Here is a 22,600-nt window from a genome sequence, read left to right on the forward strand (position 1 = left end):
GAACCCGGTGAGCGCTTCCGCCAGTTCCACGCATCTGCTAGGTCCCGTGCCCGTGATCGCGGACGTGGGCGTCGATGCCCCGGAGGGGGTGGCCTCGGCCTGGCGCACCCTCACGCTGCTTGTGATGGGTGTTCTGGGCCTGGGCGTGCTGGTGGCGCTGATCCTGGCGCTTGGGGAAGCCAATCGGCAACGCGACCGAGCGGTTTCGCTGCAATCCCACAGCTATGACGTGATGATCCTGGCGCGGACACTTTCAGGCACGATCGCGCAATCGGAGGCCTCGCTGGGCCGCTACGTTATCTCAGGCGACAAACAGCTGGGGCAATTATACTTCGACGATTGGCGCCGCGCGGGAGATCAGATCCAGCGGCTGGCATCGCTGACCCGCGATGATCCCGAGCAACAGCAGTTGGTGGCGCGCCTGAGCGCTGCCTATCGCGATCGCGGCGAGGAACTGTCACTGACGGCGCTTTCGACCACCTATGGCAAGAACGAGCAGGCGCTTTCGCGCTATTACGCCGCCCGCAAGGCGCCATCGCTGGATGAGATCCGCGTTGTTCTCGACGCGATCATCACTGGCGAGCGGGCGGTGCTGGGCCGCCGCACCGCCGCTGCCATGGCGCTCGTCAACCGGTCGACCAAGGCGGCGTTCGTCTTCTCCGTTTTCGGTGTCCTGCTGCTGCTGGGTGCGATCGCGCTCGGCTGGCTCACGGTTCGCGCGCTGACCGAACGCGCGATCGCGCAGGCCGAAGCGGACGCGCAACGGGCACGCGCCGCTGAACTGGCCATAGCGGTTGATGAGGCAACCGACGAGCTTCGCACCCAGGAGGCTCGACTCCGGCAAGCGCAAAAGATGGACGCGGTCGGCCAGTTGACCGGTGGCATCGCCCACGATTTCAACAATATGCTAGCCATCATTATTGGCGGACTTGAGCTTGCCCAGCGCTCAATGCCGGGGAATGCCGAGGACGCTGTCCGCCATGTCGAAAGTGCGCGCGAGGGCGCTCTTCGGGCGGCGGAGCTTACTCGCCGGCTCCTGGCGTTCGCTCGCGAGGGGGCCATCGATCCGCAGCCGATCCATATCGGCACCCTGCTTGCCAGCATGCGCGATCTTCTGGATCGGACCCTTGGGGATGGAATACGGATCGAGATCATCGATGCCACCGAGGGCGCTTACGTCCGGGCGGACAAGGTTCAGTTGGAGAATTGCATCCTGAACCTGGCAGTCAATGCGCGCGACGCCATGGAGGGTCGCGGGCTGTTGACCATCACCGCTCGGCTTGAATGGTCCGACGACGGCGACTTCGTTGCCATCGCCGTGCGTGACACCGGCTGTGGCATGTCACCGGAGGTCGCAGAGCGGGTGTTCGAACCGTTCTTCACCACCAAGCCGGTGGGCAAGGGAACCGGCCTTGGGCTGAGCCAGATCTTCTCGTTCGTTCGCCAGCTGGGCGGCGAGGTGGCGATCGACTCGGCCCCGGGAGCCGGCACCACCGTCCACGTGAGGATGCCGCGAGACACCAGCGCCGCGACCGAGTCCGAGGCCGATGCGGCAGAAGAAATCGCTCCGGTCGAGATCGGGTCGCTGACGATCCTCGTGGTGGAAGATGATCCGCGCGTGCTTTCGGCCACGATCGGGGCGCTTGAGGAACTTGGCCATCGGCCGATCCCTTGCTCGGACCCGGCCGAAGCGCCTGCCAAGCTGGATCTTCATTGGCCCGTGAATCTGATCATCAGCGACGTATTGATGCCGGGGCAGACCGGACCGGAGATGGTTGCCGCGCTCGATCCCCGCCACGCAGGGGTCGCGGTGCTGTTCGTGACGGGATTTGCCGGCGAAACCCGCGATCCGGAGCTCTTCAACGGGCACCATGTCCTGCGCAAGCCATTCACGCTCGCCGGCCTGGAAGCCGCCATCGCGGAGGCGATGTCACGTCACCAATCGAATGGACCGCACAGGCTGGCTGCGGAATGACGCAGGAGTAACGGCACCAATTCGCCGTGTCATCGTTACCCTTCCGACCGGTTCGGTTTCTCGCTGCCCCATGAGCTGAAGTGTCGCGGCGACGACGCGATAGCAAAGGGGGTGGCGCTTGCCGTCTGGTCGCCTATACCCGGCCCCCCCACCCGCTAGTTCGAGCTTCCCAGCCGCGCCCATGAAATCGATCGACCGCTACATGGCCCGGCTGATCGCGCTGCCGCTGTTCTCCACGCTGGTGATCGCGGCGATGCTGCTTCTGCTCGATCGCATGCTGCGCCTGTTCGACTTCGTGGCGACGGAGGGCGGGCCGGTCAGCGTGGTGTGGCAGCTGCTTGCCAATCTGCTTCCCGAGTATCTCGGACTCGGGATCCCGATCGGCCTGCTGCTGGGCGTCCTGCTGGCCTTTCGTCGGCTTGCCACCTCGTCTGAGCTCGACGTGATGCGCGGCGTGGGCATGAGCTACGGCCGGCTGCTCCGGGTGCCTTACATGTATGCGGTGGGTCTGGCGCTCATCAACCTGGCCATCGTTGGCTTCATCCAGCCACGGGCCCGCTACGCTTATGAGGGTCTGCGCTTCGAGCTGCGCACCGGCGCGTTGGGCGCCTCCATCAAGGTGGGCGAATTCACTCATCTCGGCGATCGCATGACGCTGCGGATCGAGCGCAGCCGGGACAAAGGGCGTGAGCTTTCGGGCATCTTCGTTCGCGCACAGACACCGCAGGGTGACTGGATCAGCGTTACTGCCCAGCGCGGTCAGTTCTTCGCGACGGACGATCCCAACACGATCATCTTCCGCCTGACTGACGGCACGCTGATCCACAATCGCCCGAACTTTCCGGCGCCGCGCGTCCTGACGTTCAGCGCCCATGACCTGCCGATCGACCTGCCCAAGTTCGAGCAATTCCGGGCGCGCGGGGGGCGCAATCTGGAATATACCATTCCGGAGCTTGCGCGCATCGGCGCGACAAGCGGCAATGAAGAAGCCCGCGACGGCAGCCAGGCGGAATTGTACTTCCGCTTGGCGGAAGTGCTGATGATGTTCCTGTTGCCCCTGCTCGCCGTGGCTTTGGGGGTGCCGCCCAAACGATCAACGTCGGCGCTCGGCGTCTTCGTCTCGATCGTGATGGTCGTCGCTTATCACAAGGTAAACCAATATGCCGCCTCGATTGGCGAGCTGGGGCGCGTGGATCCCTTCATCGCGCTGTGGACACCCTTTGCGATCTTCGCCGCGCTGATCATCTGGATGTACTACACCCTCGCCTATGTGCCCGGCGGGCAGCCGATCGGCGCGCTTGAGCGTGGCGCGAGCAAGGCGCTGAAGGCGATCACCCGGCGCATGCCAGGCCGCCGCCCGCGAGAGGCACGCGCATGATCTCGTTTTTCCCGTCGCGCACCGTTGCTCTGTACATGGGCAAGATGTTCCTGGTCCGCACCTTCGGCATTCTGGCCGGCCTGGTGCTGGTGCTTCAGGCGCTCGATCTGCTCGGAGAGTCCGGGAAGATACTGGCGGTGCCAGGCAACACGGACGCGCAGGTATGGCAGTATATGTCGCTGCGCGTGCCGCAGATCATCGCGCGCTTTCTGCCCTTTTCCGTCCTCCTTGGTACCATCCTGACGCTGATCACGATGAACCAGAACAGCGAGATCGTCGCGCTGAAGGCATCGGGCATGTCCGCTCATCAGGTGCTGGCGCCGCTGATCACTGCCAGCATCGGCATCGCGGTTCTGAGCTTCGCCTTTAACGAACGCATCGTTGCCCGATCGACGGCGACGCTCTCGCAGTGGCAGAAGGTGAATTACGGGCCGATGCCGATTGATCGGGGCGACCGAGCCAATGTGTGGGTTCGCACCGGCGACGATCTCATCCAGGTGAACCAGATCCGCGGCCGTGGAGACCAAGCACAATTGGGTGGCATCACCCTGTACGAACGGGATGGCGGATTGCTGAGGGCGATCGTGACGGCGCCGAACGGCCGCCGTAGCGGCGAGGGCTGGTCGATCGGGCCGGCCCGTCGCTTCGATGTGGCGAGCGGAGCCATGACCGATCTCGGCACGGTCGTGGTTGCCCAAGGCGTCACGCCGGATCAGTTCACCTTGTCCACCATTAACGCCGACGGTCTGTCCTTCCGCGCGCTGAACGAGGCAATCGACGATCTCGCCGCCGCGGGGCGACCGACGAAGGCGCTCGAGGGATCCTTGTGGCACAAATTGTCCGGGCCGCTGTCATCCGTGCTGATGCCGTTGCTGGGCGCAGTGGCGGCGTTCGGTATCGCACGCTCGGGCAAGCTCTTCATCCGCGCGGTGATCGGCATGGCGCTGGGCTTCGCCTATTTCGTGGCTGACAATTTCGCGCTCGCGATGGGCAACCTGGGCGCCTATCCGCCCTTCCTGGCCGCTTGGGCTCCGTTCCTGCTGTTCCTGCTGATTGGGGAAGCAGTGTTGCTGCGCACCGAGGAATAGCCCTGCTGCGGCTAATTCTGCGCGGCTAAGGCACCGCACAGCCGCAAATCACTGACGGTACGCTGGTGCGGGCGGAATGGCTGGCCATCGCCGCACTGCGGTCGTCCCGATCGAGCGCAGCCTTGTTGTGAATAAGCAAAGACCCTGCCCGAGGATCCGCTCAGCTGCCCGAGGATCCGCTCAGACAGGGCCTCATCGTCCAATCATCGCCGCGTCCGCTGACGCGGCAGCGCCGACCAGCGTTACCGCGGCAGCATGGTGCTGCGGGCGATCTTGGCGACCAGCCCCGGCATGCCTGCGTAGTTTGCCTTGTAGTAAGGCGAGTCCTTCTCGAGCACTGCGCTGAGCCGTCGATGCGCCTCGCCCAGCGCGTGATAGGGAAGCCCCGGCAGCAGGTGGTGCAACGCGTGATAACGGAGCCCGACGGGCGCCCACAGTGCCGGAAGCGTGGCAGGCGGCGGCACGTTGACCGAATCGAGATACTGCGCCGTCACCGTCATCGCCTCACCCTCATTCTCCCAAAGATGGGCAACAAGCGTCCGGAGCTGGTTGATAACAGCGACGCCAGAAGCCACCACCATCACGATCGCAAACGCGCGCAACGACATGGTTCCGGTCGCCACCAGCGCGATCAGCGACATGGCCCAGATCGCGCAGGCCGCTTCGATCCGGTTCCACTGCCTCGCCGCATCACCCTCCGGCATGCGACGGCGGAACTGCGGATTGATGGCCAGCGCCGAATAGCGCTCCACCACGACACGGCGAAGACCCGGGATGATCACCGACAAGAGCGACAGCACGCCATAGCGGAAAATCAGCGCCACCGGCGCGAGCGCGGCGATCACCACGAACACCGGCAGGGACCAGGGCTTCATCAATGCCAGCGGCAGATATTCCGGATCTTCCGACGTGCCATAGCGGGTGCGCGCGTGGTGCAGGTTATGCACCCCTTCGTACATGAAGGATGGCACCAGCATCGGCACGCCGATGAAGGCGTTGTACCCGAGGCGGAAACCCGGCAGCGCTGCATGTTTCACATGCGTCAGTTCATGGATGAAGCTCATACCACGATACAGCGCGAGCATGGCGACGACGCCCGCCACCAGCGTCAGCCACAAGGGGCCAGCAGCAATCGCCACGCCCAGCGCGGCATAACCGACCAGCGCCGACGCAAGGAAGTCCGCCCAATACACGCCGGGCCGCGGCGCATTGAGGTCGCGGGTCAACTCCGCCGCCGCCTTCAGCATGGCACGATCATCTGCGATCGGCACACGAGGCGTGGTCGCAGCGTTGGTCCGGGCAAAAGTCATGGTCGTCATAGGCATGTCCATTACCGGGAGATAATGGCGACACGGTGGCTGCAACAGTGGCGCATGTCGCGGAAAGGCCGCTCGCCATGATCGCTTCAGGCGATTACAGGGCCGGTCATGGCAGGCTCCCTCACCATTCGCCCCGTTCAGACCAAGCGCGATCGCCGTGCGTTCGTCGATTTGCCGTTCCGCCTCTATCGCGACGACCCCAATTGGGTACCGCCGCTGAAAAGCGAAGCGCTGGGCCTGATCACGCCTGAGAAGAACGGCTGGTACAGCCATGCGAAGGCACAGCTTTTTCTCGCCGAGCGGGATGGACGTGTGGTCGGCCGCATCTCGGCCCACATCGACACGCTGGCGCTGGAAATGCCTGCGACACAGGGGTTCGGACCTGGGACCGGCCAGTGGGGGCTGATGGAAGCGGAGGACTCCGGCGTCTTTGCTGCCCTCCTTCAGGCCGCCGAACGATGGCTGCGCGATCAGGGCATGAGTCGCGCGCTGGGCCCGATCTCTCAATCAATCTGGGAGGAGCCGGGACTTCTGATCGAAGGCTATGATCACCCGCCGACGGTGATGATGGGTCATGCCAAGCGCGAATATCGCGAGTGGATCGAAGGTGCGGATTATCGGCCAGCCAAGCAGATGATGACCTATGAACTGGACATCACGCAGGACTTCCCTCCGATTGTTCAGCGCATCATCAAGTCGGGCGAGAAGAATGGCCGCATCAATGTTCGCGAAGTCGACAAGTCGCGGTTCGACGAAGAGGCGGCAATCATCCTGTCGATCCTGAACGATGCCTGGAGCGACAATTGGGGCTTCGTACCGCTGACGCCGCCGGAGATCCGGGACGTCGGGGTCAAGCTCAAGCCAATCGTGTTCAACGATCTCATCCGAATCGCCGAACTCGACGGCAAGCCCGTCGCGTTCATGATCACCCTGCCCGACCTGAACGAGCCGCTTGCCAAGCTGAACGGCTCTTTGCTGCCGTTCGGCTGGGCGAAGCTGCTGTTGTGGCTCCGCCGCCCGAAGGTACGGACGATGCGGGTGCCGCTGATGGGCGTCGTGAAGGAACTGCAATCCTCGCGCATGGCGAGCCAGCTGGCCTTCATGATGATCGAATATATCCGCCGCGCTTCCGTGACCCGCTACGGGGCGACCCGTGGGGAGATCGGCTGGATCCTGGATGACAACCAGGGGATGCGATCAATCGCCGAGACGATCGATAGCCGCGTCAACAAAGTGTATCAGGTGTACGAAAAGACGCTGTAGCGCTCAGCATCCATTACGCGATCTTGCCCTTCGCTTTGCAAATCGCGGGATGCTGTCAAACTGTCGTAAAAGCCCTGTTCGTCCCATGGATCGGCTGGGGTCCGGGCTTGCTGAGGCCCGCGGCCGAGAGCGGGGCGCTTCTCCGGTCCGGCCCCATCCACATGGATCACCGGACCGGCCGTAGCCGCTGCTCTCATCGCGAACCCCAGCGCCTTCATCCTCTCTTCTCCTGTTTGCGGCAGGCTCCGTCTTGCCCCTGATGAGGGGCGACATTCAGCGCTTCGCCAGCGGATCGGTGCCCTGCGCAACCCAAAGCGCGCGAGTCTGGCAGTAGCGGCGGGCCGAACCCGGACCAGTGATCGTGTCGACAACGCAGACGCGGCGTGTGTCGGTTTCCGGATTGATGCCCTGAGCCAGTCGCTGTTCAGCCGGTGCGGTGACAGGCGCAGGAGCCGGGGCCGGCGCGGGTTCGGGAGCAGCGGTGCCGAACGCGAGGGCAGCAGCGAGAGCGATCATCGTCATGGCAGTTCCTTTCAGGTCCGGCAGCGCTCCACTGCGCTGCCACTAAACCTATTGCAGGCACCGTGCCAAACTTGTTGCCGACGTAGTTTCAACCACTTAGCAAATGGCCCCGCGCTGGCCATCCTGATCTTCGGCGAAGTTCACCAAGTGGCGGCGGATCTTGCCAAATATCAACTGTGCGCATCCGGACGCGCGCATCGATTGCGTCCGCACACGAACGTCTTGATTCAAATATTTGGCTGACCGCCGCTCGGGCGGGCGTGCCGCCGCGCTTTTCTTCTAGCGCAGCCGAACCCAGGTGGGTGCGTGATCGCTCGCCTTTTCCCGGCCGCGATATTCCTTGTCCACGCCCGCTTCCGCCAAGCGGTCCGCCGCGGCTGGAGAAAGCAACAGATGGTCGATCCGGAAACCGGCATCTCGCTGCCACGCGCCGGCCTGATAGTCCCAGAAGGTCCAGACCCCGCCCGCCGGATTGCGCGTCCGCAGAGCATCGGTCCACCCCTGCGCCAAGAGGGCCCGATATCCCGCCCGGCTTTCCGGCTGCATCAGCGCGTCACTCGCCATCGCGCGAACGGAGAATGTATCGTCGTCATTCGGGATGACGTTATAGTCGCCGGCCAGCACCGCCGGCACCTCAGCCGACAGCAGCTCGCGAGCACGCCGCGACAGACGCTCAATCCAGCGCAGCTTGTAATCGAATTTCGGGCCAGGCTGCGGATTGCCGTTCGGCAGGTAAATCGACGCAACCGTCAGCCCGTTGACTACACATTCGAGATACCGGCTGTGTTCGTCCTCCGGCTCGCCTTCGAGCCCGCGCTGCTGCTCGACCGGATCGGCACCACGCGCGAGAACCGCGACGCCGTTGAAGCCCTTTTGCCCGTGCCAGCAGGCGCCATAGCCGGCGTCCCGCACGTCCTGGATCGGAAAGGTCTCGTCGGAGGATTTCAACTCCTGCAGGCAGACGATATCCGGCTGCTGCTCGGCGAGATACTCCAGCAGGCGCGGCAAGCGCGCCTTGATGCCGTTGACGTTGTAAGTGACGATTTTCACGCCAGCGGCATTACACCGAGAAGCTTGTCCCGCAACCGCAACCCGACGCAGCGTTCGGATTGTCGACCTTGAACGCGGCACCGCCGAGCGACTCCACGTAATCGACCGATGCACCCCGTACGAGATCCAGGCTCACATCATCGACCACGAGGCGAACGCCATCCGTCTCCGCCACTACGTCGCCGGCCTCCGGCGCATCGGCGAAACCAAAGCGGTACTGAAAGCCGGAACAGCCGCCGCCCTCCACCGAAAGCCGGAGGATGGCGGGCTTGTTCTGCTTGCCTGCAATGGCAGCAACCCGAGCCGCTGCGGCAGGGGTCAGGGCGATGTCAGCGGCGAGAGTAGCCATGGGGATGAGATAAGCCTCCCCCACCCTGCCCGCAACCCGCGATCACCGCGGGTGCGGTCTGCCAGTGGCTTAGTGGTCCAGCCCGTCCTGAGCGGCGGGCCCGCCGGTCGACACCGGGATTTGCCCGACCGTCCGGTCCTGCGCCGCGAGTAGATAGTCAGCCGTGGTCAGGAACGGCACCGGGTTCACGGCAGCGCCGTCGATGCGGACTTCATAGTGGAGGTGCGGGCCGGTCGAGCGGCCGGTCGAACCCATCAGGCCGATGATCTGCCCACGACGTACACGCGCATTGTCGCTGATGATGATCTTCGACAGGTGGCCGTAGCGGGTGGTGATCCCCTTGCCATGATTGATTTCAATCATGTTGCCATAGCCGCCCTGACGGCCAGCGTGGTTCACCACACCATCGGCGGTGGCATAGATGGGCGTGCCAGTTGGTCCGGGAATGTCGACGCCGGCGTGCATCGCGGCGGTACCGCGGAACGGATCGCTACGGACGCCGAAGTTGCTGGTGAAGGTAAGATGCTGAACCGGCTGAACGGACGGGATGGAGATCACCCCCTGTTCCAGCGTGTCGAGCTTCTTCCAGGTCATGAACAGCGAGCGGAACTGCGCATCTGCGTTCAGGTCAGCCGTCGCCTCGGCGCTGGCGGCGGGGATCAGCGGACCGCCCATGGCGGCTTGCTTGCGGCCCTTCACCAGGCGTTCCGGCCGCAGTCCACGCTCGCGGATTTCCTGAGTGGCGAGCTGGTAGCGCTCCTGCAACTGGTCCAGCGCGACATCGGCCAGCATTGCCTGCCGACGCTCAACCTTCCCGAACGGCGCGAGGGCGAAGGCGGCGAGACGATCGCCGGTGGGATCGATCTTCAGGGTCGCGAGCGCCAGCTTCTTTTCGTCGCCGACGCCGGTCAGCGCAGCGGCGAGCAGCGCCTGGCGCTGCTCAAGCCGGGTCGCATGCTGTTCGGCGGACTTGCGGATCGTCGCGACGCGGGTCTGCATGTGCGCCAGCTTGCGCTCCATGGTCTCGATACGCTGTTCGGACTTGGGAGCGGCCGTCAGGCCAGCGGCGACCGCAGCCTGGCCGGTCGCGGTTGCGGCACCATAGCCAGCGAAGGCGACTACAACGGCGGCAGCGCCGACGACCGCGCTCTGCGACGCCCGGCCCAGCCGCATCCGACGAACCGAGCGGCCATCGTGGAAAACCACGTTCCGCGGCGAAAACAGCAGGCGAGCGCCAGCAGCGATGCGATTAGCCGGCGCGGAAAAAGATTTAGTCATCGAACCCCAAACGAGATCGTTGATACGGCAGCCGTCGAGACACGCCCGACGCGCTTGATCTAAACTGGTCTGGATTGCGGCCCCCCGCACCCGGACGCCGATCTCTGGCTCCTTCTACGTCTCTTAGGCAATAGCGCCGTAATAATCCCGCGTTAGGCCGGCAGAGTCGCGCGCTGAGTCGTTGAATGGACCTTTCACCACGCCGCGAAAGTGCGTCCCGATCAAAGATTGCCAATGAGCCGCGGGAATCAGGCCCAATTCTTGGCAGCTTGCCTCAAACCACTTCGTGCCGAAGCGAACGTGGCGGATTTCATCGGTGTAGATGCGCTGCAAAATGCGCGCGCTCGCCTCGTCGCCCGCGGTGCGGAACCGCTCCACTGTAACCGGCGTCACGTCCAGCCCGCGTGCTTCCAGCGCCATCGGCACAACAGCCAGTCGGGCAAGTGGATCTTTGGCGGTGACGCTTGCCGCCTCCCACAAGCCGGCATGAGCGGGAAGCGCGCCATAGAAGCTGCCGAGCGCCCGTAACCGCCGCTCGAGAATGGCAAAGTGCATCGCTTCATCGGCGCCAACGGAAAACCAGTCATCGACGAACGCGCGCGGGAACCCGGCGCCGAACCGCCCGGCCATGTCGAAGGCGAGGTCGATCGCCACGAACTCGATGTGCGCCAGCGCATGCAACAAGGCGAGCCGGCCGCGTTCGGAACCGCCCTTGCCGCGCTTGGGCATCCGGTTCGGCGGCAGCAATTCAGGAAGCGACGGACGCGCCGGTGCGTCGGGCATGGCCACCGCGAACGAATGGTCCAGCTTGCCGAGCCGCCATGCACGTGCAGCCGCTCGGGCAGCCTTCACCTTTTCGTATGGATCGGCAGCCTCAAGAACGCGGCGCGCTGCCTCGGCAACGCTGCTCACAGGGCGCAGGCCGCTTCCAACACAGCCGCGGCGTGACCAGCGACCTTCACCTTGCGCCATTCCCGCGCGAGCCGCCCATCACGATCAAACAGAAAGGTCGACCGCTCGATGCCCATATAGGTGCGGCCGTACATCGACTTCTCCACCCATGTGCCGAACGCTTCGCAGGCAGAGCCGTCCTCGTCGCTTGCGAGGGCAACAGCCAGATCATATTTGGCGATGAACTTCTGGTGCTTCGACGGAGTATCGCGCGAGATCCCGAGCACGGAGATGCCGGCAGTGGCGAACTCAGCCGCCAGCGCGGAGAAATCCTGGGCTTCCCGGGTACAGCCAGTCGTATCGTCCTTGGGATAGAAATAGACCACCATCGGAAGCGGGCGCTCGCGAAGGCGCAACACCGTTCCGTCAGGTGCGGTCACCGTCACGTCGGGCAACATGTCCATCAGTCACTCCTTTCCATGCCGCCGTAACCTCCTGTCGTGCACTGTCCAGCGCCGCGACCACCGCCGGCCAATCGTCCAGCCGGAGCGCGCGGGCGATCAGCGCGCGGGTTGCCGGCATGTCCGGTTGGGTCGCGTCCGGCGCCACCAGCCGCAGCGTCACGATCATGCGTGTCAGCAGGTCGTGCGCTGGACCAAGGCTTGGCGCCAGATCAAGCGCCTCGATGGCACGGCCCAGATGCGGATCGAAACCGCGGTGGGTTTGCAGCTGTCGCACATGCACCGCGAACTCCAGATCGACGAGGCCACCGGGCAGCAACTTTGCATCGAGCGGCCCGGCCGGCGGCTTGTGCGTCGCCATCTCGGCCCGCATCTTCAGTGCGTCCCCGACGATGTCCCGCTCCGGACGATTGCCGGCAAGCACATCCGATATGATCGCCTGCAACGCCGCGCGGGCGGCGGGAGAGCCGAATACCGGCCGCGCCCGGGTGAGCGCCATATGCTCCCACGTCCACGCGCTCTCCCGCTGGTAGCGCGCGAACGACTCGAAGTTGACGACCAAGGGGCCTTGGTTGCCCGAGGGCCTGAGCCTCGTATCGATCGGATACAGCGGACCGGCGGCGGTAGGCACCGACAAGGCCGCACTCACTCGCTGTGCCAGGCGGTTATAATAAAGCGTCGCGCCCAGCGGTTTAGGGCCGTCGGACTCTGCGGCGAAGTCGCCAGTGAACAGATAGACGAGATCGAGATCGGAGGCGTGGGTCAGCGCCCCGCCTCCAAGCCGGCCAAGCGCCAGGATCACGAACTCGCTTTCGGGAACCAAACCATGAGGGCGGGCAAATTCATCAACCGCGGCTTGCGCCAGCACGTCAATGGCGGCCTCCGCTACCCGCGAATAGCCCGCAGCAACCGCGAGCGGGTCAGAAGCGCCTGCAATGATCTGGGCCCCCAAGGCAAAGCGCCGGTCGGCGACGATCCTGCGAACATGATCGAGCTGCGCCTGATAGTCGCTCCCCCTGCGAACTCGCATCTCGGCCGCGAGTTCGGCGATGTCCGGCACAGGTTCGAATGCCGACGCGTCGATCAAGCCATCCAGCAGATCCGGTCGCCGCGCGAGCTCGTCCGCCAGCGTCGGCGCATGGCTGAGCAATTGCACCAGCAGCACCGCCAGCGCGGGTCGCGCCTCCAGCAGGCGGAAGATGTTCACGGCGCTTGGCAGCCGCTCGAACAATCGATCCAGCCGGTTGAGCGCCGCTTCGGGCTCCGGCGCTTCGGCAAGCGCACCGATCAGGCCGGGCAGCACTGCCTCGAGTGCCGTCTGTGCGGCGGCGCTGCGGAGCGCCGGATAGCGACCGGCACGCCAACTGCGTATCCGCGCCAGCGCCACCTGAGTGTCGCCAACGCCGGCATCCGCCAACTGCCCGCACAGCTTGTCGGGATCGGTCGAGAGTGCCGCCGCCCCGGGCGCAGCCAGCCGGTCGAATATTTCCGCGACACGCGTAACATGGGGCAGCAGATGCGCGAGCAGCGCCGCACCATCCTCGCGCCCGTCGAGCCGCGCCACCCGATCCAGCGCCTCCCCCGTGGGAAGCGAGTGGGTCTGGCGGTCATCGATCATCTGCACGCGATGTTCGGCGGTGCGTAGCGCAACATAAGCGTCCGTCAGCGCACGCGCCTCCGCCGGATCGATCCGGCCGGCAGCGGCCAGCGCAGCCAGCGCCGAGCGCGTATCGCCAATGCGCAGCGCCGGATCACGGCCGCCGTGAATCAACTGGTGGATCTGGGCGAAGAACTCCACCTCGCGAATGCCGCCCCGGCCACGCTTGAGATCATAGCCCGGCCCGAACGTCTGCCCCTGCGAATGGTGGTCGCGAATCCGGCGGGTGATCTCGACGATCTCTCCAATGGCGCCGAAGTCGAGGCTTCGGCGCCAAATGAACGGGCGGATCGCGTCGAGAAACGATTGGCCTAGCGCCAGATCACCGGCGGCCGGGCGCGCACGGATGAATGCCGCCCGCTCCCACGGCAGCGCCTGCGATTCGTAATAGACGATGGCGGCGTCGACCGGCACGGCGATGGGCGTGACTTCAGGCGTGGGCCGAAGCCGAAGGTCCACCCGCAGAACGTAACCATCCGCATCGCGCGCCTGGAGCAGCTCGATGACGCGGCGGCCGATCCGCACTGCTGCGTCCACCGGCTCCTCGTTGTTGCGGGTCGGCAGCGTGCGGGGATCGAACAGGAAGATCGGATCAATGTCCGACGAATAATTCAATTCACGACTGCCCTGCTTGCCCAAGGCGATGGCCACGAACCCCTGTGGGGCCGCACCAGGCGTCCGCTCGAGGATGGCCGTGTGAATTGCCTTATCCAAGGCCAGGTCGGCAAAATTCGTGAGGCGGTGCGTCACCGCGCTCAGATCGAACATGCCAGAGAGGTCACCGATCGCTACCTGAAGGGCCAGGCGCCGACGTGCGAGCCGAAGTGCCTTTCCAGTCCCCAGGTCAGCTGAGATCAGCGGCGGATCGGCGAGCGTACCCGCGCCCTGCTCCCCTTCGCGCTCAAGCAAATTCGCCAGAAATGGCGAACAGTCGCGGGCTCGCGCCACCGCATCGCTTACTGCTCGATCAGCAATAATTTCGCTTGACAAACGATCCACCACGAAAAAGACGTTGAAACCTTATGGCTCCGTCGCCCGTTCTAGCGGCTATGATGGGACATGAACATCACACAGGAGAGCGCGGCGGAGGCGGCTATTACGTCCCCCGCCCGCGCGTGACCGACGCGGTGGGCGAGTCGCTGCGATATGCCTATGCGGAAACGCGCAGGGTGCCGGATGAACTCGCCCGTATTCTGGCGCAGCTGGACCGGCTTACCACGCAACACTGACAAAGGTAGGCCAGCTCAGCGATCCCTGCTGAGCTCGTCCACCTCGTCCATGATCTCGTCCAGCGTGGGCTTCACGCTGGCGATGGTGTGGTCGGTACGCGACGTCATGTCGTTACCGCTCATCAGTGTCTCGAGCGCGACACGGCCGCGAGCCACCCGGCTCTTGATCGTGCCCACCGCGACGCCGCAGATCTCCGCCGCTTCCTCATAAGCAAACCCGCCAGCGCCAACCAGGATCAGCGCCTCACGCTGGGGCTGCGGCAGATGAAGCAACGCGCGCTGCATGTCGGCCAGCTCGACATGTTTGTCCTGACTGGCCGGCGCGGCCAGCAGGCGATCCGCCACCAGATCGTCCCACTCGCCCTTGAAGCGAGCGCGCCGCATCTGGGAGAGATACAGGTTGCGCAGGATGATAAAGGTCCAAGCGCGCATGTTGGTGCCGGCCTGGAACCGCTTTCGAGCGGCCCATGCCTTCAGCAGCGTTTCCTGCACCAGATCGTCGGCGAGATCGCGGTTCCCGGACAGCGACCGGCCGAACGCACGAAGGTGCGGGATCACCTGCGCCAACTGCTTCTTGAACTCGGGATCGGACAAGGAGACGTGTTCGACCGATACCTCATCGGCCGCGTCCGTGGCGCGCGGTTCAGCTTCGGTCATGTCGTGTCGTTCGATCCCCGCGCCGGGATGTTCCGGCGTCCTTTGCGCAAGATAGGTGTCGCCGGCGTGCTTTGCCAGCCGCTCCGTTAGCATCGGTTGTTACTTACTGCCGCGCAAACAGGATGAGGGCGAAGATCACCACAACAAGGACGAGCGATATCGGCAGGATGTAGCGCGTCATGTGCGGCGTGCTACCGGCCCGCGCCTCGTCCGTCGTTACTTCGATCCGTTCGTTTTCGTGTGCCATGCGTGCTCAACCCCTCAGCCTCGTTTTGGCTCCGTATCGAATTACGAAACGGGCGCGGTTGATTGATCGAAGAACAGAGCCTGGCTGATCGCAGCCTTAACGGTGGAACGCTGGAACGGCTTGGTGATCAGGAAGGTCGGCTCCGGCCGCTCACCGGTGAGCAGTCGTTCCGGGAACGCGGTGATGAAGATCACCGGCACCTGGAACTCGTGCAGAATGTCCTTCACTGCATCGATGCCCGAGCTGTCATCCGCGAGCTGAATGTCCGCCAGCACCAGACCGGGGCGATCCTCCATGGCGAGCGCAACGGCCTCGTCGCGAGTGACGGCAACGCCCGTCACCTCGTGACCGAGATCGCGAACGATCGTCTCGATATCCATGGCGATAATCGGCTCGTCTTCGATGATCAGCACGCGTGCACGGGTCTGCTTCTCGATCTCCGACAGCGCCTCTGCGACCAGCGCTTCCACCTCGCTCGGCGCCACGTCGACCAGATACGCCGCGTCCTCGACGGTGAACCCCTCCATGGCGGTCAGCAGCAGGGCTTGGCGCGACAGCGGCGTCATCCGCGCCAGGCGGGCGCGGGCAATCGCCTCCTGATCGTCGACATCGCCTGGATCGGCCTGCTCGCCGTCGTTGGTCGAATTCCAGATTACCTGGAACGTGCGATACAGACCAAGCCGCGGATCCACGTCGCGCGGGAACTCGTTGGGCGCGGCAACGATCGCCTCAAGCGTGGCGCGCACATATTTGTCGCCGTGCGACTGGCTGCCGGTGAGCGCCCGCCCATATCGACGCAGGAAGGGCAGGTGCGGGGCGAGCTGTTGTCCAAGCGACATGAGGCGGAACGACTCCCAATAGATGAAGGCATGGCTTTGCGCGCCATGCCCTGATTGATCAACTTCATCGACAAACCCCCCGCGGGCGCCAAACGCCCGACGACGCAATTCGTCGCCGATATGTGGAACCAACGAGCGGCTTTTTGGTTTCACCGTCGTCAGCCTTGATCAACAGGCTGGCGCCGCGGCCCGTATCCGGCCAAGGAAATCTCATCGTCACGCGGAACGGGTGGTTCAGGGGGCTTAGAGTTGGTTTCGGATAAGGAAGCGCCAAAAAAGACGGTCAAGACGAAAGGCGGCACGGCGGTGCAGTCCAAGGACCGGGACATGGGTGCGGCGCTGCGATCGATCTATCAGAAGACGATTGACGAGGCCGTGCCCGACGAGATGATTTCCCTTTTAGGCAAGCTAGACTAGACCCACCTTATGGTTACGAAGGCGCCAGAAGAGTCGCGCGACGGCGCGATGGCGCCGACGTTCATGATGCGGTGGCCGACGGGCGCAAAGCTGCTCGTCATCATCTCCATCGCACTCCTTCCCCTCGCGATCATTGCTGTTTTCGCGACGCTGCGCATCACGCAGATCGCAGACGCCGAGGCCCGGGCGAGCCTCCGCGTCGCGTCGGCGGAGAGCAGTCGGGCGATCGCCATTGAATTGATCGGCGACATGACGGCGCTTCGGGTAGCCGTTGACGCGCTTGAAGCCGATCCGCTCGACACGCCCAGCTGCGCCCGCGTTCAGGGCGTGTTTGCCCAACAGGCGTTCAACGGTGCACGCTTTGCCGTGTTCGACGCGCGCGGCCGCTTGCTATGCGGCAGCGGCTTTCCGCAGGCGCTGGAGGTAGCGCGCGCTGCCAGGGACTCCGCCGTCGCCGCCCGGATCGTGGCGGGAAGCGGACTGCTGCTGGGCGTGGTCGGCCGCACTGGCCGTGTCGCTGCGTCGGCCTTCTTCCCGAAGGACTTTATTGCCGACCTCAGTCGCCCAAGCGGTTTTACCCCTGCCTATGCAGCCAAGCTGACGAGGCAGGGCGAGGAACTGATCCTCGAGCCATTGCCCCGTGAAAACGCCTTTGAGCGGCGCGAAAGCAATGTGACGGATCTCGGCATCGGCGAGTTGGGTCTTGCCATGCAGGTGCGCTCGGCACCGATCACCTCGCCGCTGGTCATTGCTTTGCTTCTGCCCCTTGTCATGTGGGCCGCGGCCGCCGGCATCGCCTGGTTCGTGGTCGACCGGCTGCTGATCCGCCCGTTGCGGCAATTGCGGGCGCATGTGGCGGCCTTCACCCCTGGCGAGGAACCGGATCCAGCTGCCATTCGCGCCCTCCCCGCTCAGGAGCTTCGCGAGCTCGGCGACACCTTCCGCGCGCTTACCCGCACCGTCGCGATTCACGAGGCCGGACTGGCTGAAGGTCTTGTTCGACAGACGAAGCTGACGCGCGAAGTTCACCACCGCGTGAAGAATAATCTTCAGGTCATCTCTTCGCTCATCAACTTCCACGCGCGCGGTGCCCGCTCACCCGAGGCAGCGCAGGCCTATGCCTCCATCCAGCGGCGCGTTGATGCCCTGGCCGTGGTTCACCGCAACCATTATGCGGAGATGGAAGAAAATCGCGGTTTAGGGCTCCGCCCCATGCTGGGCGAGCTTGCCTCGAACATCAGGGCCACCGCAGCCGAGGGCATTCAGCTGCGCATCCAGCTGGATACCGATCCGTATCTGGTTTCCCAGGACGTGGCGGTCGCCGTGGCTTTCCTTGTCACGGAACTGATCGAACTGGCGGTGACATGTGATCCCGCTGCCCACCTGCGCGTGTCGGTCAAGGAAGGCGCGGAAGCCGATCGGGCCACCCTGCGGGTATCGTCGCCGGCCCTCATCGACAGTCCCGCGCTGCGCGAGGGGCTGGCCACGCGCTTCGGCAGGGTCACGGAAGGGCTCTCGCGTCAGTTGCGGGCGCCGCTTCACCATGATCCGCTTACGGGCGCTTACGAAATCTCGATCGCAGTTCTCGGCCGCGATTGATCTGCCCCGCGGGGTAGCGCCCGGCGTTAACCACGCGATAAAAAAACCTGAACTTTGTTGGAACTGCGCTTCAGAAGTCGCGTTCTACACTTCGGATAGCGACCTTATGCCCCCCCGCTCTCGCTATCCACGACATAGGCCCGGAAGCGTCAACCCTCCCCCCCCCGGTGACGCTTCCGGGCCTTATTACATCCGGGGTCGCTCATAACGTTAATGGAACGAACGGCGCCATCGCGCATTTGCGATCTTGGTAGATCATTTGCGCTCAGGAGGAATTATGAAGAAGCTGGTGGGGATGCTTGCAGTCGCGGGTGCATTGCTGGTCGCAGCGTGCAACACGGTCGAAGGCGTCGGTCGTGACGTCTCCTCGGCCGGAGACACGGTCGCCAAGACTGCCGACGACGCTAAGTAAGCCTGAAGCCTTTGGAAACGGCGGGGGCGATGAAGGTCGCGTCCGCCGTTTTGCTATTCGGCGGACAAGTGCTCGCGCTCACGCGAGCGCTTCCGCTCGGTGAACCAGATCCCGATCAGCGCGAGTTCGTAGAGGAAGCACAACGGAATCGCGAGCAGCAGCTGCGAGCCAACGTCGGGCGGCGTGAGCACGGCGGCAATCGCAAACGCACCGACAATGGCGTAGCGGCGCGCGGACACCAGCTGCTGCCGGGTCACGATGCCGCCGCGTTCCAGCAGCATCAACAGCACTGGCAGCAGAAACGCCACGCCGAAACCAAACAGGAACTGCATGATGAACGACAGGTAGTTGCCGATGCCTGGCAGCGCTTCCTGATTTACCCCGCCAACTTCGCCCTGGAAGCTGAGCAGGAAATGCAGCGCCATCGGCACTGCGATATAATACGCCATCGCCGCCCCGCACAGGAACAGCACCGGGGTGGCGAGAATGAACGGCAGCAGCGCGCGCTTCTCATTGCGATAAAGCCCGGGCGCCACAAACTGCCAAAGCTGGTTTGCAATGATCGGGAACGACACCATGATGGCGGCGAAGAACGCCACCTTCACCTGAACGAAGAAGGCCTCGAAGATTTCGGTGTAAATCAGCCGGGTCTGTCCTGCCGCCAGCAGCGGCTGAACCAGGAACGAAAAGATCGCCTCGGCAAAATAATAGCAGACGAAAAACGCCACCACGATCGCGCCAATACAGTAGAGCAACCGGCGACGCAGCTCGATGAGATGATCAAGCAGCGGGGCGCGGGTGTCGTCCAGGTCGTCGGCGGTGCTCACGAGGCTGCCTTGTCTTGGGGCGGCGCAGGGCTCGTCACGGGGGCCGCAACGATCGTCGGTCGCTCAACCATCACGGGCTCGTCCGTTTCGGCCGAACGATGATGCACTCCTGAACTTGCCGGCTCGGCAGGCGAAACCTGGCTGCCCGGGAATTCTGAAGCACCGGATTGTGAGCCTGGAGCGTCGGGCAGCACCGGGTCGGAAGCGACGGGTTGAGCAGGCGTCAGCATCGGATGCTCACGCATGATCCGCTCGTTCTCCTCCTTCCACTTCTTTTCCATCTCGGCGAGCTCGGCCTCCCGGACCATTTCGTCGAAGCCGGCCCGGAACTGACGTGCCACACCTCGGGCCTTGCCGACCCAATAGCCAAGGACCCGCAGCGCCTTGGGCAGGTCCTTAGGGCCAATGACGATCAGGGCCACCAGGGCCACGACCGCCATTTCCGAGAAGTTGAAGTCGAGCATGCGCCGCGATGCTTCCGGCAGTCGTCAGATCAGCGGGCCACCTTGTCGTCCTGGACGACCGTCTCGGACGCTGGCCGTGCTGCCTGCTGAGCTTCGATGCGCTGCGCCGGCTTGGCCGGCGTCTCATCGTCATCCTCGCTCATGCCCTTCTTGAAGTTCTTCACGCCCTTTGCGACGTCACCCATCATGCTCGAGAAGCGGCCGCCGCCGAGCAGAAGGATCGCCACGATGGCGAGAACAAGAATATGCGGGAGGCTGAAGCTACCCATAAGGAATCTCCTGAAGTCCCGCCCATCTAGTCGCCCTCGTCAGGCTTTTCCACCGCGAGTTCTTCCAATGCGAGATCAATCGGGTCGAGCAGGCCCGCCGCCTTCAGATCCTCGATGCCGGGCAGATCGCGCCGCGACTCCAGGCCGAAATGCGCCAGGAAGCTCTGGGTCGTACCATAGGTTAGCGGCCGCCCCGGCACCTCGCGTCGCCCCGCCGGGCGAACCCAGCCGGCATCCATCAGCACGTCGAGCGTCCCCTTCGAGATCTGCACGCCCCGGATCGCCTCGATGTCGGCACGCGTAACCGGCTCGTGATAGGCGATGATGGCCAGAGTCTCGATCGCCGCCCGGCTAAGCCTGCGCACTTCGTCCCGATTCCGGCGCAGCAAGTGTGCCATGTCGCCCGCGGTCTGGAAGTGCCAGCGATCACCACGACGGACCAGGTTGATCCCACGCCCCGAATAATCCTCGGCGAGCCTGGCCAGTGCGCCGCGCACGTCGCCCTCGCCCACGTGCGCACGCAAGCTGTCGATCGAAAGTGGTTCGTCCGCGGCAAATAGCACCGCTTCCACCGCGCGCGTGAAATCGTCGACCGGGTTCACGCCGGTGCGCGCAGATACAGCGGTTCAAAGGGGCCGCGCTGCTGCAACTCCAGCTTGCCTTGTCGCGCGAGCTCAAGCGCCGCCAGGAAGCTGGACGCCAACGCCGATCGTCGGAACGATCCGGCCGCACCTTCCGGCAGGAAGCTCTGGATCGCCGCCCAGTCGATCGCCGTTCCGATCAATGCCGCAACTCGCGCGATCGCCGCCTCCAGCGTCATGACCTCTCGATCGTGCACCACGTGCATGACGGGACGGGTTCGCGCGCTCACCTGCCCGTAAGCGGAGATGAGGTCGAAGATACCGGTCGACCAGTTCGCCTTGCGCACCGTACGCAGCCCCTCCGGAGCGCCGCGCCGGAACACATCACGGCCAAGCCGATCACGCGCCATCAGCCGCGCCCCGGCCTCCCGCATGGCCGACAGCCGTTCCAGCCGAAGCTGGAGTCGAAGGGCAAGCTCCTCGGGGCTCGGCTCCACCGCAGGATCCCGCGGTAGGAGCAATGCCGATTTCAAATACGCCAGCCACGCCGCCATGACGAGATAGTCGGCCGCCAACTCCAGCTTCAGAGTTCGCGCCCGCTCCACATAGACAAGATACTGCTCGACGAGCGCCAGGATGGAGATCTGCTTCAGGTCCACCTTCTGCGCCCGCGCCAGGTTCAGCAGCAGGTCGAGCGGCCCCTCCCACCCCTCCAGGTCGAGCGTCAGCTGCTCTCCGCTCACGCCGCCAGGGCGAGCAGTGCGTCGCGTTTGGCGATCAGCGCCGCAAAGTCGCCCTCCTCCGCCACCACGCTGCGCATCGCATCATCCAGCCGCTGGCGAGCGCGAGGCGCGATCTCGTCGAGACGGTCGGCAATCGCGACCATCTCCTCCATCCGGGCCCAGCAATCGAGCACCAGGTCGCATCCGGCGGCGATCGCCCCGGCCGCCTTGTCCGACGGTGTGCCGGACAAGGCTTTCATGTCGATGTCGTCAGTCATCAACAGACCGTCAAAGCCGATCCGTCCACGGATCACATCCTGGATGATTGTCGGAGACATGGTGGCGGGCCGCTCGCGGTCCCATGCTTCGAAGATGATATGGCTGGTCATGCCCATCGGGGCCTTGGCGAGCGCTCGGAACGGCGCCAGATCCTCCTCCAGCTCCGCTTCGCTTGCAGTGACAGTGGGCAGCAGGTGGTGCGAATCGACCAGTGCACGGCCGTGGCCCGGCATGTGCTTGATCACGCCGACCACGCCCCCGGCTGCCAATCCTTCCAGCGTCGCCCGGCCCATCGCGCCGACCCGCATGGGTTCGCTGCCGAAAGCGCGAATGGTAATCGCCTCAGTGGTTTCCGGGCGAATGACATCGAGGATCGGATGGCAATCGACGGTGATGCCAACCTCGGCCAGCATCATGCCAAGTGCGGTGGCGTTGGCGCGCGCGGCCTCGATCGCGGACATCGGTGCGATGTCATAAAGGCGGTCGAAGTCCGGCCCTGCCGGAAACGCCGGCCACTCTGGCGGCCCCAGTCTCGCCACTCGGCCGCCCTCCTGATCGACCAGGATCGCGACGTCGTTTCGCCCTTCGAGTTCGCGCAGCGAATCCGTCAGTGCACGCAGTTGCTGTCGATCGACGCAATTGCGCTTGAACAGGATATATCCGGCCGGACGCGCCTCCGCGAAGAACGCGCGTTCGTCGGCAGTCAGGACCGGACCCGAAAGGCCGAAGATCACAGGTTTCATTCGGCGCTGTTAGCGAATGCTCGCCCGCTTTTCACTAGGGAGCAGGGCCTTCGCCGCGGCAAAAAGCCGGCCTGGCGGCGGGCG

At 64.5% G+C, this 22,600-nt stretch carries 25 protein-coding genes; 8 read left to right on the forward strand and 17 right to left on the reverse strand.

The window, feature by feature from the left end; genetic code table 11:
* Positions 1-124: 124 nt before the first annotated feature.
* The 3 genes from LK535_RS03315 to lptG all read left to right on the forward strand — a co-directional run bounded on the left by LK535_RS03315 (position 125) and on the right by lptG (position 4,441).
* The gene (locus tag LK535_RS03315; RefSeq protein WP_227771058.1) at positions 125-1,975 is read left to right on the forward strand and encodes an ATP-binding protein; all 1,851 of its coding nucleotides are present in this window, start codon (positions 125-127) and stop codon (positions 1,973-1,975) included.
* Between the two features lie 181 nt (positions 1,976-2,156).
* Positions 2,157-3,353, forward strand: coding sequence for an LPS export ABC transporter permease LptF (gene lptF / locus LK535_RS03320; protein WP_227770453.1), 1,197 nt, complete (start codon positions 2,157-2,159; stop codon positions 3,351-3,353).
* A complete protein-coding gene (gene lptG / locus LK535_RS03325) occupies positions 3,350-4,441 on the forward strand; it encodes an LPS export ABC transporter permease LptG (RefSeq protein WP_227770454.1) in 1,092 nt (363 codons plus the stop codon). The genes lptF and lptG overlap by 4 nt, the downstream gene beginning before the upstream one ends.
* 242 nt (positions 4,442-4,683) lie before the next feature.
* Here the strand turns inward: lptG and LK535_RS03330 are convergent, their stop codons facing one another.
* Entirely contained in the window at positions 4,684-5,760 is a 1,077-nt protein-coding gene (locus tag LK535_RS03330) for a fatty acid desaturase family protein (RefSeq protein ID WP_227770455.1), read from the reverse strand.
* Positions 5,761-5,868: 108 nt separating this feature from the next.
* On the opposite strand from LK535_RS03330, the gene LK535_RS03335 reads away from it, so the two are divergent.
* Positions 5,869-7,023 (forward strand): N-acetyltransferase, encoded by a 1,155-nt coding sequence (locus tag LK535_RS03335; RefSeq protein WP_227770456.1) that lies wholly within the window; start codon positions 5,869-5,871, stop codon positions 7,021-7,023.
* Positions 7,024-7,296: 273 nt separating this feature from the next.
* Here LK535_RS03335 and LK535_RS03340 read toward each other — a convergent pair whose 3' ends face one another.
* The 7 genes from LK535_RS03340 to LK535_RS03370 all read right to left on the reverse strand — a co-directional run bounded on the left by LK535_RS03340 (position 7,297) and on the right by LK535_RS03370 (position 14,179).
* Complete coding sequence (locus LK535_RS03340) at positions 7,297-7,545, reverse strand: hypothetical protein (RefSeq protein ID WP_227770457.1); 249 nt, start codon at positions 7,543-7,545, stop codon at positions 7,297-7,299.
* A 279-nt stretch (positions 7,546-7,824) separates the two neighbouring features.
* Complete coding sequence (gene xth / locus LK535_RS03345; RefSeq protein ID WP_227770458.1) at positions 7,825-8,595, reverse strand: exodeoxyribonuclease III; 771 nt, start codon at positions 8,593-8,595, stop codon at positions 7,825-7,827.
* A 10-nt stretch (positions 8,596-8,605) separates the two neighbouring features.
* Positions 8,606-8,944: an iron-sulfur cluster insertion protein ErpA gene (gene erpA, locus LK535_RS03350; RefSeq protein ID WP_227770459.1), complete on the reverse strand. Its 339-nt coding sequence runs from the start codon at positions 8,942-8,944 to the stop codon at positions 8,606-8,608.
* A gap of 69 nt (positions 8,945-9,013) precedes the next feature.
* Positions 9,014-10,222 carry a M23 family metallopeptidase gene (locus LK535_RS03355; RefSeq protein ID WP_227770460.1) on the reverse strand — a complete coding sequence of 403 codons (1,209 nt, stop codon included), beginning with the start codon at positions 10,220-10,222 and terminating at the stop codon, positions 9,014-9,016.
* Between the two features lie 123 nt (positions 10,223-10,345).
* Positions 10,346-11,134, reverse strand: a complete 789-nt coding sequence (locus LK535_RS03360; protein ID WP_227770461.1) for a ferritin-like domain-containing protein — start codon at positions 11,132-11,134, stop codon at positions 10,346-10,348.
* Positions 11,131-11,577 carry a peroxiredoxin gene (locus tag LK535_RS03365; protein ID WP_227770462.1) on the reverse strand — a complete coding sequence of 149 codons (447 nt, stop codon included), beginning with the start codon at positions 11,575-11,577 and terminating at the stop codon, positions 11,131-11,133. The genes LK535_RS03360 and LK535_RS03365 overlap by 4 nt, the downstream gene beginning before the upstream one ends.
* Entirely contained in the window at positions 11,540-14,179 is a 2,640-nt protein-coding gene (locus tag LK535_RS03370) for a bifunctional [glutamine synthetase] adenylyltransferase/[glutamine synthetase]-adenylyl-L-tyrosine phosphorylase (protein WP_227770463.1), read from the reverse strand. Before LK535_RS03370 ends, LK535_RS03365 begins: the two co-directional genes overlap by 38 nt.
* 104 nt (positions 14,180-14,283) lie before the next feature.
* On the opposite strand from LK535_RS03370, the gene LK535_RS03375 reads away from it, so the two are divergent.
* On the forward strand, positions 14,284-14,460 hold the full coding sequence (locus tag LK535_RS03375; RefSeq protein WP_227770464.1) for a hypothetical protein: 177 nt from the start codon (positions 14,284-14,286) through the stop codon (positions 14,458-14,460).
* A 15-nt stretch (positions 14,461-14,475) separates the two neighbouring features.
* Here the strand turns inward: LK535_RS03375 and LK535_RS03380 are convergent, their stop codons facing one another.
* From LK535_RS03380 to LK535_RS03390, 3 genes are all read right to left on the reverse strand, one after another.
* A complete protein-coding gene (locus LK535_RS03380; protein ID WP_227770465.1) occupies positions 14,476-15,117 on the reverse strand; it encodes a sigma-70 family RNA polymerase sigma factor in 642 nt (213 codons plus the stop codon).
* 103 nt (positions 15,118-15,220) lie between these two features.
* Positions 15,221-15,364, reverse strand: coding sequence for a hypothetical protein (locus LK535_RS03385; protein WP_177179026.1), 144 nt, complete (start codon positions 15,362-15,364; stop codon positions 15,221-15,223).
* Positions 15,365-15,405: 41 nt separating this feature from the next.
* Positions 15,406-16,203, reverse strand: coding sequence for a response regulator (locus tag LK535_RS03390; RefSeq protein WP_227771059.1), 798 nt, complete (start codon positions 16,201-16,203; stop codon positions 15,406-15,408).
* A 306-nt stretch (positions 16,204-16,509) separates the two neighbouring features.
* Between LK535_RS03390 and LK535_RS03395 the strand changes: the two genes are divergently transcribed.
* The 3 genes from LK535_RS03395 to LK535_RS03405 all read left to right on the forward strand — a co-directional run bounded on the left by LK535_RS03395 (position 16,510) and on the right by LK535_RS03405 (position 18,631).
* A complete protein-coding gene (locus LK535_RS03395) occupies positions 16,510-16,620 on the forward strand; it encodes a NepR family anti-sigma factor (protein ID WP_227770466.1) in 111 nt (36 codons plus the stop codon).
* Positions 16,621-16,629: 9 nt separating this feature from the next.
* On the forward strand, positions 16,630-18,219 hold the full coding sequence (locus LK535_RS03400; RefSeq protein WP_227770467.1) for a sensor histidine kinase: 1,590 nt from the start codon (positions 16,630-16,632) through the stop codon (positions 18,217-18,219).
* 277 nt (positions 18,220-18,496) lie between these two features.
* Positions 18,497-18,631 carry an entericidin A/B family lipoprotein gene (locus tag LK535_RS03405; RefSeq protein ID WP_227770468.1) on the forward strand — a complete coding sequence of 45 codons (135 nt, stop codon included), beginning with the start codon at positions 18,497-18,499 and terminating at the stop codon, positions 18,629-18,631.
* Positions 18,632-18,684: 53 nt separating this feature from the next.
* Here the strand turns inward: LK535_RS03405 and tatC are convergent, their stop codons facing one another.
* From tatC to LK535_RS03435, 6 genes are read right to left on the reverse strand one after another with little or no spacing between them, the layout of a single operon-like run.
* Positions 18,685-19,458 (reverse strand): twin-arginine translocase subunit TatC, encoded by a 774-nt coding sequence (gene tatC / locus LK535_RS03410; protein ID WP_227770469.1) that lies wholly within the window; start codon positions 19,456-19,458, stop codon positions 18,685-18,687.
* The gene (gene tatB, locus LK535_RS03415; protein WP_227770470.1) at positions 19,455-19,922 is read right to left on the reverse strand and encodes a Sec-independent protein translocase protein TatB; all 468 of its coding nucleotides are present in this window, start codon (positions 19,920-19,922) and stop codon (positions 19,455-19,457) included. Before tatB ends, tatC begins: the two co-directional genes overlap by 4 nt.
* Positions 19,923-19,951: 29 nt before the next feature.
* The gene (locus LK535_RS03420; protein ID WP_227770471.1) at positions 19,952-20,191 is read right to left on the reverse strand and encodes a twin-arginine translocase TatA/TatE family subunit; all 240 of its coding nucleotides are present in this window, start codon (positions 20,189-20,191) and stop codon (positions 19,952-19,954) included.
* Positions 20,192-20,217: 26 nt separating this feature from the next.
* A complete protein-coding gene (scpB, locus tag LK535_RS03425) occupies positions 20,218-20,793 on the reverse strand; it encodes an SMC-Scp complex subunit ScpB (RefSeq protein ID WP_227770472.1) in 576 nt (191 codons plus the stop codon).
* The gene (locus LK535_RS03430; protein ID WP_227770473.1) at positions 20,790-21,515 is read right to left on the reverse strand and encodes a segregation and condensation protein A; all 726 of its coding nucleotides are present in this window, start codon (positions 21,513-21,515) and stop codon (positions 20,790-20,792) included. Before LK535_RS03430 ends, scpB begins: the two co-directional genes overlap by 4 nt.
* Positions 21,512-22,516, reverse strand: a complete 1,005-nt coding sequence (locus tag LK535_RS03435) for a glycoside hydrolase family 3 N-terminal domain-containing protein (protein WP_227770474.1) — start codon at positions 22,514-22,516, stop codon at positions 21,512-21,514. Before LK535_RS03435 ends, LK535_RS03430 begins: the two co-directional genes overlap by 4 nt.
* Positions 22,517-22,600: the final 84 nt, after the last annotated feature.

The sequence above is a fragment of the Sphingomonas sp. IC4-52 genome (assembly GCF_020707225.1).
In the GTDB taxonomy this organism is placed as follows: Bacteria; Pseudomonadota; Alphaproteobacteria; order Sphingomonadales; family Sphingomonadaceae; genus Sphingomonas.

Coding starts and splice junctions, on each gene's coding strand:
- LK535_RS03315 (WP_227771058.1), top strand. CDS start 125: ATGGGTGTTCTGGGCCTGGGCGTGCTGGTGGCGCTGATCCTGGCGCTT.
- lptF (WP_227770453.1), top strand. CDS start 2,157: ATGAAATCGATCGACCGCTACATGGCCCGGCTGATCGCGCTGCCGCTG.
- lptG (WP_227770454.1), top strand. CDS start 3,350: ATGATCTCGTTTTTCCCGTCGCGCACCGTTGCTCTGTACATGGGCAAG.
- LK535_RS03330 (WP_227770455.1), bottom strand. CDS start 5,760: ATGACGACCATGACTTTTGCCCGGACCAACGCTGCGACCACGCCTCGT.
- LK535_RS03335 (WP_227770456.1), top strand. CDS start 5,869: ATGGCAGGCTCCCTCACCATTCGCCCCGTTCAGACCAAGCGCGATCGC.
- LK535_RS03340 (WP_227770457.1), bottom strand. CDS start 7,545: ATGACGATGATCGCTCTCGCTGCTGCCCTCGCGTTCGGCACCGCTGCT.
- erpA (WP_227770459.1), bottom strand. CDS start 8,944: ATGGCTACTCTCGCCGCTGACATCGCCCTGACCCCTGCCGCAGCGGCT.
- LK535_RS03355 (WP_227770460.1), bottom strand. CDS start 10,222: ATGACTAAATCTTTTTCCGCGCCGGCTAATCGCATCGCTGCTGGCGCT.
- LK535_RS03365 (WP_227770462.1), bottom strand. CDS start 11,577: ATGGACATGTTGCCCGACGTGACGGTGACCGCACCTGACGGAACGGTG.
- LK535_RS03375 (WP_227770464.1), top strand. CDS start 14,284: ATGGGACATGAACATCACACAGGAGAGCGCGGCGGAGGCGGCTATTAC.
- LK535_RS03380 (WP_227770465.1), bottom strand. CDS start 15,117: ATGACCGAAGCTGAACCGCGCGCCACGGACGCGGCCGATGAGGTATCG.
- LK535_RS03385 (WP_177179026.1), bottom strand. CDS start 15,364: ATGGCACACGAAAACGAACGGATCGAAGTAACGACGGACGAGGCGCGG.
- LK535_RS03390 (WP_227771059.1), bottom strand. CDS start 16,203: ATGTCGCTTGGACAACAGCTCGCCCCGCACCTGCCCTTCCTGCGTCGA.
- LK535_RS03400 (WP_227770467.1), top strand. CDS start 16,630: ATGGTTACGAAGGCGCCAGAAGAGTCGCGCGACGGCGCGATGGCGCCG.
- LK535_RS03405 (WP_227770468.1), top strand. CDS start 18,497: ATGAAGAAGCTGGTGGGGATGCTTGCAGTCGCGGGTGCATTGCTGGTC.
- tatB (WP_227770470.1), bottom strand. CDS start 19,922: ATGCTCGACTTCAACTTCTCGGAAATGGCGGTCGTGGCCCTGGTGGCC.
- LK535_RS03420 (WP_227770471.1), bottom strand. CDS start 20,191: ATGGGTAGCTTCAGCCTCCCGCATATTCTTGTTCTCGCCATCGTGGCG.
- LK535_RS03435 (WP_227770474.1), bottom strand. CDS start 22,516: ATGAAACCTGTGATCTTCGGCCTTTCGGGTCCGGTCCTGACTGCCGAC.